Here is a 19,576-nt window from a genome sequence, read left to right on the forward strand (position 1 = left end):
AATCTGAAATAAAAAAGCCCCCCGTTACTGGGAGGCTTAATATCAAATAACACACTACAGTCGGTTATTAATCGGCAACTGCGATACGTTTCATATCGGTCATATAGCCACGCAGCTTATGGCCTACAGCTTCGATTGGATGATTACGAATAGCTTCGTTGACATCGCGCAGTTGGGCATTGTCTACTGCAGTTCCGGCAACACTCTTACCTAAATCGCCCGCTTGCAGAGAATCCATAAACTTACCTTTCAGCAATGGCACAGCTGCATTGGCGAATAGATAGTTACCATATTCTGCGGTATCAGAGATAACTACGTTCATTTCATATAAACGTTTACGTGCGATGGTGTTGGCAATCAGTGGCAATTCATGCAGAGATTCGTAATAAGCCGACTCTTCGATAATGCCAGAATCAACCATAGTTTCGAATGCCAACTCAACACCGGCTTTCACCATGGCAATCATCAACACGCCGTGGTCGAAATATTCTTGCTCAGAGATTTTGCCTTCAAACTGTGGCGCGTTCTCAAATGCAGTTTTGCCGGTCTCTTCACGCCAGTTCAGCAATTTCTTATCGTCATTGGCCCAATCAGCCATCATCCCGCTGGAGAATTCACCAGAGATAATGTCATCCATATGTTTCTGGAACAGTGGGGCCATGATCTCTTTCAGTTGCTCAGACAGTGCATAAGCACGCAGTTTAGCCGGATTGGACAAACGGTCCATCATCAGCGTAATCCCGCCTTGTTTCAGCGCTTCGGTGATAGTTTCCCAACCGAATTGAACCAGTTTTTCAGCATAAGCAGCGTCAGTGCCTTCAGAAACCAGTTTGTCAAAGCACAACAGTGAACCGGCCTGCAACATACCGCACAGGATAGTTTGCTCGCCCATCAGGTCTGATTTAACTTCAGCAACAAATGAGGACTCCAACACACCAGCACGGTGACCGCCGGTGGCCGCTGCCCAAGCCTTGGCAATCGCCATGCCTTCGCCTTTAGGGTCATTTTCCGGGTGAACCGCGATCAATGTCGGCACACCAAAACCACGTTTGTATTCTTCACGGACTTCTGTACCAGGGCATTTTGGCGCAACCATCACCACGGTGATGTCTTTACGTACTTGTTCACCCACTTCTACGATATTGAAACCGTGGGAATAACCCAGTGCCGCGCCATCTTTCATCAGTGGTTGAACCGCCTGAACCACTGCGGAGTGTTGCTTGTCTGGCGTCAGGTTAACAACCAAATCTGCCTGTGGGATCAGTTCTTCGTAAGTGCCTACTTTGAAACCATTTTCGGTCGCTTTGCGCCATGAAGCACGCTTTTCAGCAATGGCTTCTTTACGCAGAGCGTAAGCAACATCCAGACCGGAATCGCGCATGTTCAAACCCTGGTTCAGGCCTTGTGCGCCACAGCCGACAATCACCACTTTTTTACCTTTCAGGTAGCCTGCTTCATCGGCGAATTCATCTCGTGCCATAAAGCGACACTTACCTAATTGCGCCAACTGCTGACGCAGGTTTAATGTGTTGAAATAGTTAGCCATGTTATTGCTCCGTTCGAATTCTGTTTTGTGGGTGCAGCTATTTTTTTAGTGACTGCAAACGAATGTGGTGTTTGTGTGCTGATACTGTTTTTTCACATCCCCTGTCTGTGTCGGGGATTGTCTTGAACTCACTATATGACAGGAAACTCATTGCTGAAATTGATATATTAACAATGTGATATTGCAGATTCTGCAATGTGGACTATTTTTCGAACAATACACTGCATCTTCTCACCCCAGAGGCACTCTGTGATGGATTTACGCGACCTGAAATTATTTCTGCATTTAGCTGAAAGCCGCCATTTTGGCCGCAGCGCCAAAGCAATGCATGTCAGCCCATCCACCCTATCGCGCCAAATCCAGCGTCTGGAAGAGACCATCGGCCAACCGCTGTTTTTACGCGATAATCGCACAGTACAGTTGACGGATGCCGGCACTCAGTTGAAAGCCTTCGCTCAGCAAACATTGTTGCAATATCAACAATTACGCCATGCATTAGGCCAGCACGGGCCATCTCTGAGTGGTGAGCTACGGCTATTTTGTTCGGTGACCGCCGCCTACAGCCATTTGCCGCCAATTCTCGACCGCTTTCGTGCACGCCACCCTTTGGTTGAAATTAAACTCACCACTGGTGATGCTGCCGATGCGGTAGATAAAGTGCAATCAAATGAAGCAGATCTGGGGATCGCCGGTCGCCCTGAAGTGTTGCCCACCAGCGTGGCTTTTACCCAAATTGGTGAAATCCCGTTGGTGTTAATTGCCCCGGCGCTGCCCTGTGCCGTGCGGTCGCAGGTATCGGTTGATCAGCCGGATTGGGCCACAATTCCGTTTATTTTGCCGGAACACGGCCCGTCGCGAAAACGCATTGATTTGTGGTTCCGCCGCCAACGCATTACCAATCCATTGATTTATGCCACGGTTTCCGGCCATGAAGCGATTGTGTCAATGGTGGCTCTGGGATGTGGAGTGGCACTTATTCCATCGGTAGTGGTAGATAACAGCCCGGAACCGGTACGTAACCGTATTTCTCTGTTGGATGATGTTTCGCTGGTCGAGCCATTCGAGTTGGGAGTTTGCGTGCAGAAAAAACGGCTCAGTGAGCCGTTAATTGAAGCATTCTGGGGGTTATTGTAGTTCGATGAAGAACTAAATAGGGTATCTCCTATCGGGAACAATGTTCCTAAGTCGTTCGGGTATTTGGCTACTGATAATCTTATCCGTAGGAGCAGGGTTGATCTCTTTTGAAGGGAAACTGTTTATTGCATCTGCCAATTGGCCTGGATACTCAGCAGTCGGAGTTACTTTTTGGTTGATGGTATCAGATTTAAGCGGTGGTATTGGGAGCCCCGTCTTGCGAACAATCCAACTCTGCCGCAATGATGGTTGGCCGATCTCTTTACCAGCAACCCAATTAGTATATTCATAGTTACCATCTCCATTAAGAAATAGAAGACTACTACTCCCATCGGAGTGATATCTCAATATACCATCATAAATTATTTCCCCGTTTTTAACCCGTTGCTCTCGAAGACCAATTTGCTTTTTATCTGGGCCATAAAATTCACTTCTAGTAAAGGTGTGGTCTAACTTATTGTTAGAGTCGTAGATATATTGAGTTTCATATTTTCCAGTCTCAGAATGTTTTTGGGTGTCAGGGTCAACCTCTCGTACTCTTGCAGTTTTCAAGATAATATTCCCATTCTGATATTTACTGGTAATGTCAGCTATAAATCTACTATTATCTCTTCGTGCCTCTTGAACCCGAGTACCGTTATCAACAACAGGCCTATTTTTAGTCACTAAAAAACGCTCGCCATCAATAATTTCATAGTGCTTGATAGGCTTACTGTCTAATAACTCCTTCTTCACCCTGGTTTCCGCAGGAGCAAGTGTGCTTGCATCTGGCGGGGAACTGTTTAATTTAGATCCTTGCTCAAATATTTTTGATTCGTTAACTTGGTGTTTCTGTATTAATTTATCATTAATATTTTTATGTTCTATCATTTTTTGAGGTTCAATATCTTGTGTTGCCTCAATTCTATTGGTCTGGCTGAGTTTTTTATTAACAGCATCATAGTCAAATTGCTCCACAACAATTTTCTTCACATTGTTATTAAAGTCAAATGCTTCAGTAATTCTGTTAATTTTATTAGTAGCAGAATCAAATGTTTCAATTCTGACTGTTTTAATATTATTGATAACTTGTTTTTTTGTTACAACCGACCTTACTATTTCACCCCCAATATATGTAGTCTCATCTTTTACTTTCCAGCCATCCTTCATGTAACGTTGTAGCTTAGTGTATATTTGCTCAGAGCCTTGACTATACAGTATAGCCGGTGGAATATAATCAAATATTGATAATTTAATTGATGTTATTGATTCGCTCATATATGAATTCCTTTAACTTATTTTTTAACAAAGGATTAAGAAGATATTTAAATTATTTAATGATCTACAACTTAATAACGGCATCATTAACTAATGCCAATAATTATATTACGCTGCAATAACACCGAGTTTTATTTCTAATACTTATTAGCAAAGATAGATAAGAAGATAAAAGACAGTAAAATGCCAATAAAAAAACCCAGAGATGATTGGCTCTGGGTTTTTTATCAGTACGAATAAGTAGTTACTGGCTAAGATTCAGCCCGCCAGGAAGAACTTAAACGCTGGGTTATTGGTTTCATCGTGACAATCGTAGCCCAGCGCCGTCAGATGCTGTTCAAATTGTGGTTCAGAGTCTGATAACTCAAACCCTGCCAGCACCCGACCAAAATCAGTTCCGTGACTACGATAGTGGAACAGAGAAATATTCCAGTGTGTGCCTAAGGTATGCAGAAACTTCAGTAATGCGCCCGGTGATTCTGGGAATTCAAAACTGAACAGCCGCTCGCGCAGTGGCTTGGAAGGACGCCCACCGACCATATAACGCACATGCAGCTTGGCCATTTCATCATCAGATAAATCCACCACCTGATAACCTTTATCCTGCAATTCAGCCAGGATTTCAGTCCGCTCAGCATAACCACGCGTCAGTCGCACGCCGACGAAAATACAGGCGTTATTGGCATCAGCATATCGGTAGTTGAACTCGGTGACGGAACGCCCCCCCAGCAACTCACAAAAACGCAGGAAACTGCCTTTTTGCTCAGGGATGGTCACAGCCAGCAAGGCTTCGCGTTGCTCACCTAGCTCGCAGCGCTCTGATACATAACGCAAACCGTGGAAGTTGACGTTAGCGCCCGAAAGCACATGGGCCAGGCGTTCGCCTTGAATATTATGTTGCTGTACGTACTTTTTCAGCCCTGCCAGCGCCAAAGCACCTGATGGCTCAGCAATAGCGCGTACATCTTCAAATAAATCTTTTACTGCCGCACAAATAGCATCACTGTCGACGGTAATCACTTCGTCCAGATACTCCTGGCACAGACGGAATGGCTCATCACCAATACGCTTAACCGCGACACCTTCAGCAAACAGCCCGACACGAGCCAGATCGACCGGCTTGCCTGCATCCAGCGCGGCACGCAAACAGGCTGAGTCTTCTGCTTCAACGCCAATCACTTTAATCTGCGGCATCAATTGCTTGATAAGCACGGCAACACCGGCCACCAGCCCACCACCACCGACCGGAACAAACACCCGGTCAAGATGTGCGTCTTGCTGAAGCAGTTCCATCGCCAGCGTCCCTTGCCCGGCAATCACGGCCGGATGGTCAAACGGCGGCACAAAGGTATAACCCTGCAACTGCGACAATTCAATCGCCTTGCCTTTGGCTTCATCGAAATTAGCACCAAACAACAGCACCTCTCCGCCAAAACCACGCACCGCATCCACTTTGATATCAGCAGTTGCGACCGGCATGACAATCAGCGCTTTGATACCGAGCTTGCTAGCCGAAAGCGCCACCCCCTGCGCATGATTACCGGCCGAAGCCGTTATCACGCCACAGGCTTTCTGTTCTGCGGTCAGGCCAGCCAACATCGCGTAAGCGCCGCGCAGTTTAAAGCTGTGCACCGGTTGCCGGTCTTCGCGCTTAACCAAAATGGTGTTACCCAAGCGCGAGGAGATTTTTTCCATCACTTGTAACGGGGTGACCTGCGCCACCTCATACACCGGTGCGCGCAATATCGCCCGCAGATATTCTGCCCCATCGGGGGCAGTTGATAAGGGTTGTGATACCGCCATAAGTATTAGCCTCCCAGCTTACTTTTGTCGCGCACAGCACCTTTATCAGCACTGGTTGCCAGTAAGGCATAAGCACGTAGCGCATAAGAAACCTGGCGTTCGCGTGCTTTCGGTGTCCATGCCGCATCACCGCGCGCTAATTCTGCTTCACGGCGTGCAGCCAATTCAGCATCACTGACGTCCAGCTTCATAGCGCGGTTTGGAATATCAATATCAATGATGTCGCCGTCTTGCACCAAAGCAATCAACCCACCACTGGCGGCTTCTGGCGAAGCATGACCGATGGATAAACCTGAAGTCCCGCCCGAGAAACGGCCATCGGTTAACAACGCACAGCTTTTGCCTAATCCCATCGATTTCAGATAAGTGGTTGGATACAGCATTTCCTGCATCCCTGGCCCACCTTTCGGCCCCTCGTAGCGGATAACAACCACATCACCCGCAACCACTTTGCCACCCAAAATAGCGGCAACAGCATCATCCTGACTCTCATAGACTTTGGCTGGACCACGGAAGGTTAAGCTGTCTTTATCCACACCTGCGGTTTTGACGATTGAACCATTCTCTGAAAGATTGCCATACAACACCGCCAAACCACCGTCTTGGCTGTAAGCATGTTCGCGAGTGCGGATACAACCCTCTTGGCGGTCGGTATCCAATGAGGGGAAGCGGCAATCCTGTGAGAAGGCTTTCGTGGTACGGATGCCAGCTGGGCCTGCGGAGTACATCTGCTTGACCCCTTCATCTTTGGTCAGCATCACATCATAGGCTGCCAGCGTTTGTGGCAGGTTCAGACCCAACACGTTTTTCACTTCGCGATTCAACAAGCCAGCGCGGTCCAACTCACCCAGAATCCCCACCACACCACCAGCACGGTGCACATCTTCCATATGGTATTTCTGCGTACTTGGTGCCACTTTGCACAAATGCGGCACTTTACGGGACAGACGATCGATATCGCTGATATCGAAATCAATATCCCCTTCCTGCGCTGCCGCCAGTAAATGCAACACGGTATTGGTGGAACCGCCCATGGCGATATCCAACGTCATGGCATTTTCAAATGCCGCTTTGTTGGCAATGCTACGCGGCAAGGCGCTGATATCATCTTGTTCGTAATAGCGTTTAGTCAGTTCAACAATGTGTTTGCCCGCATCGAGGAACAGTTGCTTACGATCAGCATGGGTTGCCAGCAAAGAACCATTACCCGGCAACGCTAGTCCCAGCGCCTCATTCAGGCAGTTCATCGAGTTGGCGGTAAACATCCCGGAACAGGAACCACAGGTTGGGCAAGCGGAGCGCTCAATCTGCTCGCTGTCGGCATCGCTGACATTCGGGTTTGCGCCCTGAATCATGGCATCGACCAGATCCAGCTTGATAATTTTATCGGATAATTTGGTTTTACCGGCTTCCATCGGGCCGCCGGAAACAAAGATCACCGGAATATTCAGGCGTAGAGACGCCATCAGCATCCCTGGGGTAATTTTGTCGCAGTTAGAGATACATACCATGGCATCCGCACAGTGGGCGTTAACCATGTATTCAACGGAGTCGGCAATCAATTCACGTGAAGGCAGTGAATAGAGCATACCGCCGTGGCCCATCGCGATCCCATCATCCACCGCAATAGTGTTGAACTCTTTAGCCACACCGCCAGACGCTTCAATTTGCTCCGCTACCAGCTTTCCTAAGTCGCGCAAATGAACGTGGCCCGGTACAAACTGGGTAAATGAGTTAACTACTGCAATAATCGGTTTGCCGAAGTCATCATCGGTCATACCGGTTGCGCGCCACAATGCGCGGGCGCCAGCCATATTGCGGCCATGAGTGGTGGTATGGGAACGGTACTTAGGCATTGTCTCTTCACTCCAGATTTTTGTATTGCAAATCAATTTGTTTTTGCAGATCAATTTGTTGTTGCAGATATAACCTGTTGCAGGTGGCGAACGAACCACCTGCTGATCCTGTCTGTCAGTTGTTATTTATTATTGATTGATCGGGTCCAACCAGCCCCATTTGTCCTCGGTTTCGCCGGTGAACAGACCAAAGAATGCTTGTTGAATTTTGGCCGTGATCGGGCCACGTTTACCAATACCCACCTGAATACCATCCACGCTACGCACTGGAGTGATTTCTGCCGCAGTACCCGACATAAATACTTCATCCGCCAGATAGAGAGATTCACGCGACAGCACTTGCTCACGCACTTCTAACCCCATATCTTTCGCCAGTTTGATAATTGCATCACGGGTAATGCCCGGCAAAGCAGAAGAGGTAAATGGTGGCGTAAACAGAATGCCATCTTTCACTTCGAACAGGTTCTCACCCGCCCCTTCAGACAGGAAACCATGGATATCCAGTGCAATCCCTTCCTGATAACCGTGACGACGCGCTTCACTGCCCACCAGCAAGGAAGAGAGGTAATTACCACCGGCTTTAGCCGCAGTTGGAATGGTGTTTGGTGCCACACGGTTCCATGAAGAAACCATCGCATCAATACCCTGCTCCAGCGCTTCGGCACCCAGATAAGCCCCCCACGGGAAAGCAGCAATAATCACGTCAGTTTTATAGCCATCAGGCGGGTTCACACCCATGCCGACATCACCGATAAACACTAGCGGGCGAATATAGGCACTGGTCAGATTGTTTTTGCGCAGCGTTGCGCGGCAAGCTTCCATCAGCTCGTCAACAGACTGAGAAACTGGCATGCGGTAAATTTTGGCTGAGTCATGCAGGCGCTGCATGTGTTCGCGGTGACGGAAAACAACCGGCCCTTTGTGGGAGTTGTAGCAACGGACACCTTCGAAGACTGACGTGCCGTAGTGTAACGCGTGAGACATCACATGAACTTTCGCCTCTGCCCACGGAACCATTTCACCGTTAAACCAAATAAAATCAGCTTTCTTCGTCATTCTTTTCTTTCCTTGTGGCGCATCAGGCGCGTATCTGTAATGTATTAGGTTGTAGGATCTCGACGCAGGCGACATCCATAAGCTTACTCAGCTGTGAAGACAGTAAATCGACAGGTCGCCCGCTGGCAACGGTCAATTCAATATTAATATTCTCAGCATTAATCATTGGTGACATATTCATAGCACAAACCTGAAAGCCGCGGTGCCGCACAACCCGCAATACACGCTCTAACATCTCAGGGCGGAAGCGGGCTTGGATAGAGATTTGATGTTGTATCATGAGACTTTCTCCAGCATGGTTTCATTACCTGCGCCTGGCGGCACTAACGGCCAAACGTTTTCGAGTTCGTCGATGGAAACCTGGAGCAGATAAGGGCCTTCGCTGTTAAACAGCGCATCCAGAGCGGCGTCGACTTGGTCTTTACGGGTGATACGTTGGCCGGGGATATTGAAGGCACTGGCCAGTGTGATGAAATCGGGGTTATCAGAAAGATTGGTTTCGCTATAACGTCCATCAAAAAACAGTTGCTGCCACTGTCGAACCATACCCAATCGCTGGTTATCCAACAGCACGATTTTCAGCGGCAACTGTTTTCGTTTTATCGTGCCCAACTCCTGAACATTCATCATAAACGAGCCGTCACCAGAGACACAGATAACCATATCATCTGGGCGGGCCATTTGTGCGCCAACAGCAGCGGGTACGCCAAAGCCCATGGTGCCCAAACCACTCGAGGTGATGAAATTCTCAGGGCGGGTAAAGTTCATATGCTGCGCCGTCCACATCTGGTGCTGCCCCACGTCGGTGGTGACTACCGTCTGTGGCGCTTTGCGATCAGAAATCTGCTTAAGCAATAACGGGGCATAAATCGCCTGACCGGGGTGGTCATAACGCCAGCTATGCTGTTGTTTTAAGGCCATAACCTCATCTCGCCACGACTGAATATTCAGCGGTTGTTGCAAAGCAGGCAGCAACACTTTCAAATCCCCTTGCAACGCAACATGCACCTGACGCAATTTACCCAGTTCAGCCGGATCGATATCCATATGAATAACTTTGGCTTTTGCAGCGAATGTATTCAGCTTGCCAGTGACGCGATCATCAAAACGCGCGCCTATGGCTATCAATAAATCACAATCCTGCACCGCAAAGTTTGCCGCTTTAGTGCCGTGCATTCCCAACATTCCCAGATAACACGGGTGCTCGGTATCCGGAGCGCCCAAACCTTTCAGGGTAGCCACCGCAGGAATACCGGTCACGTCGATAAATTCGCGTAAAGCCGGAACTGCCTGCGCCATACCCACTCCACCGCCGACATACAGCATTGGTTTTTTAGCCGTCGCCAGCATGTCCAAAGCTTGTTGTAATTCAGCGGCGGAATCAATCAGGTGTTCTTCGACTGGCATCAAATGCGGGGTCAATTCCCCGACAGCCAATTGAATATCTTTTGGAATATCGATTAACACAGGCCCTGGGCGACCGCTGGTAGCGATAGCAAAGGCTTCAGCCATGATGGCCGGCAGCGCATCTAATGATTCGACCAGAAAACTGTGTTTGGTACAGGCCAGAGAGAGGCCCAAGACATCAATTTCCTGAAAAGCATCGGTGCCGATTAACGCAGACCCAACCTGACCGGTGATGGCGATAACCGGTACTGAGTCAAGCAAAGCATCAGCCAAACCGGTGATCAGATTAGTGGCTCCGGGGCCGGAAGTGGCGATACACACCCCGACTTTACCGGTTGCACGCGCATAACCAATTGCGGCAATGGCAGCGCCCTGCTCATGGCGGCAGAGCAGATGCTCGACACCACCATCATACAAAGCATCATAGACGGGCATAATCGCCCCACCCGGATAGCCGAATACCGTATCAACACCCTGCGCACGCAACGCTTGAACCACCCACTGAGCACCATTCATAGTTATTTCCCCGACCTTTTGCGGGAGGCACAGGATTTTATTCTGTTGTGCATTTTATGTTCCTCGCGTCTTTTAACCGACCAATAAAAAAACCCCCGGACCTTTCGGTGCGGGGGTTCTCTTGAGATTAAGGCTTGATTTTTATGCCTTTCTTCGTCCAAGTGCAGCCCCGCACGGTGGGATAATAATCACCACCACGCTAATTAGGACTAGGTTAATCACTTGGAAAATCGCTTTCATAATTAGGTTGTTCATCTGTCTAGTGTCGAACGAATACCTACAGAGTTATCACAGTTATTGGTTACCTGACAATATTTATTTAAATTATTATTTTGTGATCGCGAATGCAAAACACAACAAATATATTATTTATCAATCAGTAAAACCCACATCGACACTTTGGTCTTTTTTCTGCGCGCTGCACCGCAATTTTTGATTTTGATACTTCCGTTGCAATGAAACCTCGCGTGCACTTTCGCAAATCAATACTTTTCTCCGGCATTGAAAAAAATCCTCGGGCACTCTATCGCGACCGCCCAACACCAGGCACGCATTACGGCGAAGGAAAGCACTATGTCATTGGCAACGATTTATACCCGCGCCACATTAGGTATTCAGGCCCCTTCAGTCACAGTTGAAGTTCATATCAGCAATGGGCTACCAGGATTAATTTTGGTTGGATTACCGGAAACTACAGTAAAAGAGGCCCGAGACAGAGTCCGCAGCGCATTAATCAACAGCGGCTTCACCTTTCCAGCCAAACGGATCACCGTCAGCCTGGCTCCGGCAGATTTACCCAAAGAAGGGGGACGTTACGATCTCCCTATCGCTTTAGCGATATTGGCCGCGTCAGAACAGATTCCTGCGGATAAATTAGCGCACTATGAGTTCTTGGGTGAACTTGCCTTGTCAGGGGCGCTAAGGCGCGTTAGCGGCGCAATTCCGGCCGCACTCGCCAGCAGTCAGGCCCAGCGACAGTTAATCTTGCCATCAGAGAACAGTCTTGAGATTGGGTTAATTACACAAGGCAACAGCAGGGTTGCCGATCATTTGTTGGCAGTGTGCAGTTTTTTACAAGGCGAAAATACACTCGCGCAAGGCCAACGCCTTGAAGTAGCTCAAGATTGGGACAACAGCCTCGACCTACAAGATATCATCGGCCAATCACAAGCCAAACGGGCGTTAGAGATAGCCGCCGCTGGTGGACATAACTTGCTGCTACTTGGGCCACCGGGTACGGGGAAAACCATGCTGGCAAATCGGTTAACCGGCTTACTACCACCATTGACCGATCAAGAAGCACTTGAGGCTGCGGCCATTAATGGCTTGTCACACAGTAATGAATTACCTGCCCAATGGCGCTGTCGGGCTTTTCGCGCACCACATCACAGTGCATCAATGGCCGCTCTCATTGGCGGAGGTTCCATTCCTCGCCCCGGTGAAATATCACTGGCACACAATGGCGTTCTTTTTCTGGACGAACTGCCAGAGTTTGAGCGTCGGGTACTGGATTCATTGCGTGAACCATTGGAATCGGGGGAAATTATCATTTCCCGAGCGGCCGCTAAAGTCTGTTTCCCTGCCAAAGTGCAGTTGATTGCCGCAATGAACCCTAGCCCCAGCGGCCATTATCAAGGCATCCATAACCGGGCACCACCACAGCAAGTGTTGCGCTATCTGGCAAAGTTGTCTGGCCCGTTTTTGGACCGATTCGACTTATCGATAGAAGTGCCATTACTCCCCGCAGGGATGCTGGGAACACAAAAACATCAGGGAGAAAATAGCAAAACTGTCAGGCAACGAGTGTTACAAGCCAGGAAAAAACAATTAGATAGGGCGGGGAAGACAAACAAGCAGCTTAATAGCCAAGAGATAGCTGAATATTGCTATTTAGTACCAGAGGATGCGGCTTTTCTCGAACAAGTTCTACTGAAACTAGGGCTATCAGTGCGTACCTGGCACCATATTTTGAAAGTGGCACGGACCATTGCAGATCTGGCACTGGAAGATAATATTCAAAAAAATCATCTTTCAGAAGCGCTGAGCTATCGTTGTATGGACCGGTTGCTTTCGCAGTTGCACAAAAGCCTAATGTAAAAAAGGGAACCAAAGTCCCCTTTTTTACCACGATGCTTATACCCAATATCATTGAAGCCGCAAGCCAGTGATTCCAGCTCCCTGCGGCTCGAAGAACAGGGTACTAGTCGTCGCTATCGGTGTAATCTTCCACTGCGTCCATCTGTGGCTTGCCGCCAGACAGTGTATGGAAACGTTTAGGACGACGAGTTCGGGTCACATATTTGGACCAGACTTTTTCTTCGGCGCTGACCGGCTCACGCTCGCCGCGGCAAACAGCAACAAACAGCTGTTCTTCTTCCGTTACAGGCTCGCGTTTCCCGAGATCAAGTTCGTTAAAAGCATAACCGTGGCGCTCTAGTAATTGCGCCTCTTTAATGGTGAAATCGCCGTGACGCGAGAACCCGCGAGGATAATGTTTATTATCAAAAAAACGATTGGTCGTGATGAAGCTATCCGCCATCTGACACGCTCCTAATTCTCTCATGGTCGTGCTGTTTATGGCGCGGAGTATTAGATAGGCTTGACATCGTGTAAAACAAAACATTTAAATCTTAACGACAAAAAAAATTGGAGATGGGTGTGGATACCGAATTACTGAAAACCTTTTTGGAGGTCAGTAGAACTCGTCACTTTGGTCGCGCAGCTGAATCTTTGTACTTAACGCAGTCGGCGGTGAGTTTTCGTATCCGTCAGTTGGAAAATCAATTAGGTGCAAATTTATTCACTCGCCATCGCAATAATATTCGTCTGACCCCGGCAGGCGAGCGACTACTGCCTTATGCCGAAACACTGATGAGTACCTGGCAGTTGGCCAAAAAAGAGGTGGCACACTCGCTGCAACACACTGAATTATCTATTGGTGCAACCGCGTCACTTTGGGAGGCTTACCTCACCCCGTGGTTGCAACAACTCTATAAGCAACGGGAAGCATTACGCCTTGAAGCACGTATTGCACTGCGCCAATCATTGGTGAAACAGTTGCACGAACGGCAACTGGATTTATTGATAACGACCGAACCCCCTAAAATGGATGAGTTGGCCAGCCTACTGTTAGGGCATTTTTCATTGCGTTTGTTCTCCTCAGTTTCCTTTGAATTACCGGAAAAAACTGATGATGAAACTGAGCATAAAAATGCAAATGAAGCACCCTATATCAAACTTGAATGGGGGGCGGATTTTCATCAGCAAGAAAGCCGTTTACTCAATAGCGAGCAGATGCCGGTGCTGACCACGACGTCAGCCCATTTAACCCGGCAGCTGTTGGACACCACCGGTGGTTGTGCTTTCCTGCCAGAACATTGGCAAAAGGAATATCCCGAATTGGTCGTCAATGCTGATATACCGCCTATCGTGCGGCCACTGTATGCCGTTTGGTTGCAAAACAGTGACCAGCAAACATTAATTCGACAGTTATTAAAAACACCTATGAATAACGCAGCACAAAGCGCTATACGGGATTAAGCGGGGGCGACTGAGGGCGAGCACGACGATTCAAATAAAAAGCACTCATCGCCTTCTGAATTGCAATAAAGCTAAATAACAGAATTCCGATGACAATCTTGGTCCACCATGAACTGAGCGTACCATCAAAAGTGATGTAACTCTGTATCAGACCTTGAATCAGGACACCGAACAAAGTGCCGAAAACCGTACCAATGCCGCCGGTGAGCAGTGTGCCACCAATCACGACAGCAGCAATAGCATCCAACTCAACACCACTGGCCGCCAATGCATAACCTGCGGAGGTGTAGAGGGAGAACACAATCCCTGACAGAGCAGCCAGAGTGCTCGATAGCATGTATATTTTTATCGTCGTTTGTCTGACCGGAACCCCCATCAGAGCCGCTGAAACACTGTTACCTCCAATGGCGTAAACGTTATGACCAAAGCGGGTACGATGGGCCAGCAAAATACCAAACGCCACAACCAATAGCATAATCAAGGCAAGCAGTGTAAATCGTCCACCGCCGGGAACTTTCCAGGCATAATTTGCCAGCGTGCTATAAATCGGGTGATCAATGGGAATTGACTCTTCAGACACAATAAAACTCATGCCTCGGACAAAAAACATCCCAGCAAGAGTGATGATAAATGCGGGGAGTTTCAGGGAATCAATAATCCAACCCATGAACGCGCCAAACATCGCCCCCATCACTAAAACAATGGCGAAAGCATACATTGGGTGAATGCCATAAGTGCCGATTAGTTTTGCCAACAGCACGCCAGTAAATGCAATAACTGAACCGACAGATAAATCAATGCCGCCGGATAAAATAACAAAGGTCATGCCCACAGCAACAATGCCTAAAAAAGCATTATCAGTCAGTAAGTCACACCAAACGCGAGTGGAAGAAAAACTGGGAAATTGACTGAGACAAAAGGCATATCCCAGAATAAAAACGGCGATAGTAATCAGCAAAGGAATATTACGCTTTAACATTATTTTCGCCTCCGGAAGATATGGCTCAATGAGATCATCGGTGACTGCACCACCAATACGGCTAACACCACAATGGCTTTAAGAACCAGATTGAATTCCGGTTGGTAGCCAGAAAGCAAAATTCCAGTATTCATACCCTGAATAATCAAAGCGCCAATCACAGAAAGCAAAAGGTTAAAACGCCCGCCCATCAAGGATGCACCGCCAATAACCACCGCCAAAATAGCATCCAACTCCAACCATAAACCGGCATTATTAGCATCTGCACCACGGATATCGGCGGTCACGATAATGCCTGCAACTGCCGCACAGACACCACAAATGACATATACCGAAATCAGCACCAAACGGGTACTTACCCCTGCATTACGTGCTGAACGCAGGTTGATACCAACAGACTCAATAAACAACCCCAGCGCCGTTTTGCGCGTCAATAGCCACACAATAATCAGCATACTAAATGCGATAACCACAGACATTGGCATATACATCAAGGTGCTGCTGCCTAACTCTGCCAACCCACCGCTATCAAATGTGACAATCTGGCCTTCGGTGATTAATTGAGCTATACCTCGCCCTGCAACCATTAACATCAAGGTGGCAACAATCGGTTGAATCTGTAACACCGCCACTAAAAACCCATTCCATAATCCACACAACGCTCCGACGGCGAGTGCGGCAACCAACACAGTGAAGAAAGGGTGACCAGCACTGGTAAGTGTCGCAGCGGTGGCACCGGCAATGGCCATCACCGCTCCAACTGATAAATCGATGCCTCCGGTTGCGATCACTAACGTCATTCCCAGTGCCAATAACGCAACGGGAGCACCCCGGTTTAAGATATCAATCACACTGCCAAACAGCCGTCCATCCTGGATATGAATTGAGAAAAAGTGTGGAGCTACCAAACTATCAATCAATAAAATGACTATCAGAGCACCAAACTGCGTGGCACCTTTCGGCAAGACCCATTTAACTTTACGCGGCCTTTGCGGCATAGATAGGCTCCTGTTTCCCATGAGGTAACTCCTTATTGCACCGCGATCGCCTGCATGATGGCAGGAACAGAAATCTCATCGTGACCAAGTTGTGCAATATGGCGACGATCTCGCAAAACAATGACGCGATCGGCGTAACCTGCCAATTCCTCTAATTCGGAAGAGATAATTAATAGCGCCAGCCCCTCATCGCACAGCTTTTCAATTAAGCGAATAATCTCTGCATGCGCTCCCACATCAATGCCCCGGGTCGGTTCATCTAAAATCAGAAAGCGAGGTTTTGTGGCCAACCAGCGGGCTAATAATACTTTTTGCTGGTTTCCACCAGAGAGATATTGAATTTGCTGCTCAGGGCCTGGAGTGCGGATACCTAATTGCTGGATAAAATCCTCTGCAATTTGGGTTTGTTCACGGATGGAAATTGGCCTCAACCACCCGCGTTGGGCCTGTAGGGCCAAAATAATGTTTTCTCGTACCGTCGCGGCCCCCACAATACCGTCGGTTTTACGATCTTCTGGGCAATAACCAAAACCATATTTCGACGCTTTTCGTGGCGTTCTAATCTTAACCGGCTTGCCCTGAATTTTGGCTTCGCCAGTATCAGGTGTGGTGACACCGAAAATTAACTGTGCAGTTTCCGTGCGACCCGAGCCTAATAGCCCGGCCAGACCGACAATTTCCCCCGGAGAAACAGATAAATCGAAGTTCTCCACGACACCTCGCCGACTATAGTTTTTGAATTCAACTAATGGGTTGCTTACCGCAATATTATGTTCACCACGTTTTAATAATTGTTCATCAAAGCTATGGCCTAACATCATCTGAACCAATTCAATGCGAGGAAGTTCTGTAGTGTTTTTTGTGCCAACGAGCTTGCCATTACGCAAAACAGTAATACGGTCACTGATCCGATAAACTTGATCGAGGAAGTGAGTCACGAAAACCATACCAATACCCTGATCACGCAGTTGTCGCAAAATATCCAATAACATACTGACTTCTTTAGCATCCAAACTTGCCGTCGGCTCATCCAGAATCAATACCTTAGCGGATAGATCAACTGCCCGAGCAATCGCGACAATCTGTTGTATTGCAATAGAGAAATCAGCCAAAGGCCGCTGAACATCCAGCTCCAGACCATAGCCTTTCAGTAATTTTGTTGCTTGTTGATTCATCGCACGATGATCAATTAATCCCCAACGCAATGGTTCACGGCCAATAAATAGATTTGCTGCAATAGAGATATTGGGGAGTAAATTGACCTCTTGATAAACTGTACCAATACCCATTTTTTGGGCATCTGCTGTATCAATAGGACAAATGGCTACACCATCTAAATAGACTTCGCCGGCGGCCCGTTTATAGACCCCGGTTAATGCTTTAATTAACGTCGATTTTCCTGCGCCATTCTCACCCAGCAAAGCCACAACTTCACCGCGCTGCAAAGAGAAATTAACAGAATCCAATGCCTTAACACCAGGAAATTCAACTGACAAGCCACGGACTTCTAGCAGTGTTTCCATCAGATGTACCCATGTTCAAAAACGACTCAGATATTGCCCAAATACAGGTGACGAAAGCAGGCGGGACAAATCCCGCCTTTTAAATCAATAACCCAGGCTCTTCTTGGATTCATATTCCTGTTTAGCCGTATCGGGCTGTAATAAACGTGATTCGGTCTGTATAAACTTAGGTGGTTGAGTGCCATCTTTCTTCAATGCAATTAATGCATCAAAAGCTGGGCCGGCCATATTCGGTGTTAATTCAACGGTGGCATTCGCTTCACCACTGCTCATTGCTTTGAAGATATCTGGAACACCATCGATAGAAACAATTTTGATTTCGGAGCCAGGTTTCAAGCCCGCTTCTTTAATGGCTTGAATGGCACCAATTGCCATATCATCGTTATGTGCATAAACGGCGCAGATATTTTTGCCGTTTTGCTCTGCTTTGATAAAGCTTTCCATAACCTCTTTGCCTTTACTGCGTGTGAAATCCCCTGATTGAGATCGAATTATTTTCACGTTCGGTGCAGAAGCAATTCCATCAGCAAAACCTTTTTTGCGGTTAATGGCCACACTGGAACCGACAGTGCCTTGGAGTTCAACCACATTACAGGGTTTGCCTGCCACATCTTTCAACAACCATTCACCTGCAACCTTACCTTCATATACGCTGTCCGAAGCCACTGCCGCTGTATATAAAGAGGGGTCATTCACCTCAATCATACGATCAAGCAGGAATACGGGGATTTTGGCTTCTTTTGCTTCCTGTAACACTGGCGTCCAACCGGTTGCCACCACAGGAGCAATAAAAATGGCATCAACACCCTGAGCAATAAATGATCTGACTGCTTTGATTTGGTTTTCTTGTTTTTGCTGAGCATCCGCGATTTTTAATGTTATTCCGCGTTTCTCCGCTTCTTGTTTAGAAACCTTAGTCTCCGCAGAGCGCCAACCGGACTCGGAACCTATTTGAGAAAACCCCACGACTAGCGGAGCTGCCTGGACTGCACTACACATTGCTGCTGTCACAGCAGCTGCTAACAGTAAACGCCTGTACATATTTATCTCCTCACTTGCCATCGTCGAGCCGCTGACTCATTACTATTCTAAAGAACAGTTAATATGATCATTCAGAACATTGATTGCGCTGAATTTCGGCCAATTTGCAGATAATGTTGTTCTCAAAATACATGATGTTTTTTAAGGTGAGCTTCCTGATAGATAAAATGTTAATTAGTTTTAGTACATTTTGTGAAAGTAATAATGAGCAGCGTCACACCATAGAATAACAATCATTTTGTACATAAATTCAGCTGAATAGGCATGGATTGGGAACGTTACCTTTCTATATGGCAGCAGGATTTTAATGAAAAATATGACTAATAAGAATGGATAGTGAAGTAATGGCGATTTGTGAGTTGGCAGGATAAATGGAGATTTCTGATGTAAGATTCAAATAGATGTTAGCTAAATCGGGGAATAATACGCAAAAAGAGTCAGATAATATGTATGAAAATCGAACTAAACGGTTATTTCGACATAAAAAAACCCCTCGCTTTCGCGAAGGGTTATTTATATGGCAGGGGCGGAGAGACTCGAACTCGCGACACCCGGTTTTGGAGACCGGTGCTCTACCAACTGAGCTACGCCCCTAAATAACGCTTAACATTATGCCTGCTAAAATAAGCAGGCATAATTTAAATAAGTGGCGGAACGGACGGGGCTCGAACCCGCGACCCCCTGCGTGACAGGCAGGTATTCTAACCAACTGAACTACCGCTCCACCGATTCTTTTACGTGTATCTTCCTGATACCCATCCTTTACAGGACCAGCGCCCCTCGCTGTGCAAAACCGCTCATGGCGGTTTTGTCAGTTACCAGATGTCATTCTGATAACTCGTGTTTGATGCCTGGCAGTGTCCTACTCTCGCATGGGGAGACCCCACACTACCATCGGCGCTACGGCGTTTCACTTCTGA

16 protein-coding genes and 2 tRNA genes are annotated in these 19,576 nt (G+C 47.7%); 3 read left to right on the top strand and 15 right to left on the bottom strand.

The genetic code is table 11. From position 1 onward, the window contains the following. Nucleotides 1–67: 67 nt before the first annotated feature. The gene (gene ilvC / locus QSV56_RS16360; protein WP_046049998.1) at nucleotides 68–1,546 is read right to left on the bottom strand and encodes a ketol-acid reductoisomerase; all 1,479 of its coding nucleotides are present in this window, start codon (nucleotides 1,544–1,546) and stop codon (nucleotides 68–70) included. A gap of 252 nt (nucleotides 1,547–1,798) precedes the next feature. Here ilvC and ilvY point away from each other — a divergent pair, with 252 nt between their 5' ends. Beyond that, on the top strand, nucleotides 1,799–2,680 hold the full coding sequence (ilvY, locus tag QSV56_RS16365) for an HTH-type transcriptional activator IlvY (protein ID WP_019080226.1): 882 nt from the start codon (nucleotides 1,799–1,801) through the stop codon (nucleotides 2,678–2,680). A gap of 12 nt (nucleotides 2,681–2,692) precedes the next feature. Here the strand turns inward: ilvY and QSV56_RS16370 are convergent, their stop codons facing one another. From QSV56_RS16370 to ilvL, 7 genes are all read right to left on the bottom strand, one after another. After that, a complete protein-coding gene (locus QSV56_RS16370) occupies nucleotides 2,693–3,937 on the bottom strand; it encodes a hypothetical protein (RefSeq protein ID WP_301212980.1) in 1,245 nt (414 codons plus the stop codon). 258 nt (nucleotides 3,938–4,195) lie between these two features. Next, the gene (gene ilvA / locus QSV56_RS16375) at nucleotides 4,196–5,740 is read right to left on the bottom strand and encodes a threonine ammonia-lyase, biosynthetic (RefSeq protein ID WP_057621567.1); all 1,545 of its coding nucleotides are present in this window, start codon (nucleotides 5,738–5,740) and stop codon (nucleotides 4,196–4,198) included. Nucleotides 5,741–5,745: 5 nt separating this feature from the next. Next, nucleotides 5,746–7,596, bottom strand: coding sequence for a dihydroxy-acid dehydratase (ilvD, locus tag QSV56_RS16380; RefSeq protein ID WP_026017926.1), 1,851 nt, complete (start codon nucleotides 7,594–7,596; stop codon nucleotides 5,746–5,748). Between the two features lie 129 nt (nucleotides 7,597–7,725). Then, complete coding sequence (locus QSV56_RS16385; RefSeq protein ID WP_005162708.1) at nucleotides 7,726–8,652, bottom strand: branched-chain amino acid transaminase; 927 nt, start codon at nucleotides 8,650–8,652, stop codon at nucleotides 7,726–7,728. Nucleotides 8,653–8,674: 22 nt separating this feature from the next. Beyond that, the gene (ilvM, locus tag QSV56_RS16390) at nucleotides 8,675–8,932 is read right to left on the bottom strand and encodes an acetolactate synthase 2 small subunit (RefSeq protein WP_005176090.1); all 258 of its coding nucleotides are present in this window, start codon (nucleotides 8,930–8,932) and stop codon (nucleotides 8,675–8,677) included. Then, entirely contained in the window at nucleotides 8,929–10,575 is a 1,647-nt protein-coding gene (gene ilvG, locus QSV56_RS16395) for an acetolactate synthase 2 catalytic subunit (RefSeq protein ID WP_019080235.1), read from the bottom strand. Before ilvG ends, ilvM begins: the two co-directional genes overlap by 4 nt. Before the next feature lie 141 nt (nucleotides 10,576–10,716). Beyond that, nucleotides 10,717–10,815 (bottom strand): ilv operon leader peptide, encoded by a 99-nt coding sequence (ilvL, locus tag QSV56_RS16400; RefSeq protein WP_071530659.1) that lies wholly within the window; start codon nucleotides 10,813–10,815, stop codon nucleotides 10,717–10,719. A gap of 333 nt (nucleotides 10,816–11,148) precedes the next feature. Between ilvL and QSV56_RS16405 the strand changes: the two genes are divergently transcribed. Beyond that, the gene (locus tag QSV56_RS16405; RefSeq protein ID WP_301212981.1) at nucleotides 11,149–12,672 is read left to right on the top strand and encodes a YifB family Mg chelatase-like AAA ATPase; all 1,524 of its coding nucleotides are present in this window, start codon (nucleotides 11,149–11,151) and stop codon (nucleotides 12,670–12,672) included. Between the two features lie 103 nt (nucleotides 12,673–12,775). On the opposite strand, the gene QSV56_RS16410 is transcribed toward QSV56_RS16405, so the two are convergent. Further along, nucleotides 12,776–13,114 (bottom strand): DUF413 domain-containing protein, encoded by a 339-nt coding sequence (locus QSV56_RS16410; RefSeq protein ID WP_005162718.1) that lies wholly within the window; start codon nucleotides 13,112–13,114, stop codon nucleotides 12,776–12,778. A 119-nt stretch (nucleotides 13,115–13,233) separates the two neighbouring features. Between QSV56_RS16410 and hdfR the strand changes: the two genes are divergently transcribed. Beyond that, nucleotides 13,234–14,115 carry an HTH-type transcriptional regulator HdfR gene (gene hdfR, locus QSV56_RS16415; RefSeq protein ID WP_019084369.1) on the top strand — a complete coding sequence of 294 codons (882 nt, stop codon included), beginning with the start codon at nucleotides 13,234–13,236 and terminating at the stop codon, nucleotides 14,113–14,115. On the opposite strand, the gene yjfF is transcribed toward hdfR, so the two are convergent. The 6 genes from yjfF to QSV56_RS16445 all read right to left on the bottom strand — a co-directional run bounded on the left by yjfF (nucleotide 14,102) and on the right by QSV56_RS16445 (nucleotide 19,380). Beyond that, on the bottom strand, nucleotides 14,102–15,094 hold the full coding sequence (yjfF, locus tag QSV56_RS16420) for a galactofuranose ABC transporter, permease protein YjfF (RefSeq protein WP_005176099.1): 993 nt from the start codon (nucleotides 15,092–15,094) through the stop codon (nucleotides 14,102–14,104). The two genes, hdfR and yjfF, sit on opposite strands and share 14 nt — an antisense overlap. Continuing rightward, the gene (gene ytfT, locus QSV56_RS16425) at nucleotides 15,094–16,113 is read right to left on the bottom strand and encodes a galactofuranose ABC transporter, ATP-binding protein YtfT (RefSeq protein ID WP_005162726.1); all 1,020 of its coding nucleotides are present in this window, start codon (nucleotides 16,111–16,113) and stop codon (nucleotides 15,094–15,096) included. Before ytfT ends, yjfF begins: the two co-directional genes overlap by 1 nt. An 11-nt stretch (nucleotides 16,114–16,124) precedes the next feature. Next, the gene (gene ytfR, locus QSV56_RS16430; RefSeq protein WP_050132256.1) at nucleotides 16,125–17,615 is read right to left on the bottom strand and encodes a galactofuranose ABC transporter, ATP-binding protein YtfR; all 1,491 of its coding nucleotides are present in this window, start codon (nucleotides 17,613–17,615) and stop codon (nucleotides 16,125–16,127) included. Between the two features lie 84 nt (nucleotides 17,616–17,699). Beyond that, nucleotides 17,700–18,656, bottom strand: coding sequence for a galactofuranose ABC transporter, galactofuranose-binding protein YtfQ (ytfQ, locus tag QSV56_RS16435; protein WP_005162730.1), 957 nt, complete (start codon nucleotides 18,654–18,656; stop codon nucleotides 17,700–17,702). Between the two features lie 518 nt (nucleotides 18,657–19,174). Further along, a tRNA-Trp gene (locus QSV56_RS16440) sits at nucleotides 19,175–19,250 on the bottom strand. Nucleotides 19,251–19,303: 53 nt separating this feature from the next. Then, nucleotides 19,304–19,380: transfer RNA gene (locus QSV56_RS16445), tRNA-Asp, on the bottom strand. Between the last annotated feature and the right edge of the window lie 196 nt (nucleotides 19,381–19,576).

It is taken from the genome of Yersinia sp. 22-579 (assembly GCF_030433455.1).
Taxonomy (GTDB): domain Bacteria; phylum Pseudomonadota; class Gammaproteobacteria; order Enterobacterales; family Enterobacteriaceae; genus Yersinia; species Yersinia enterocolitica.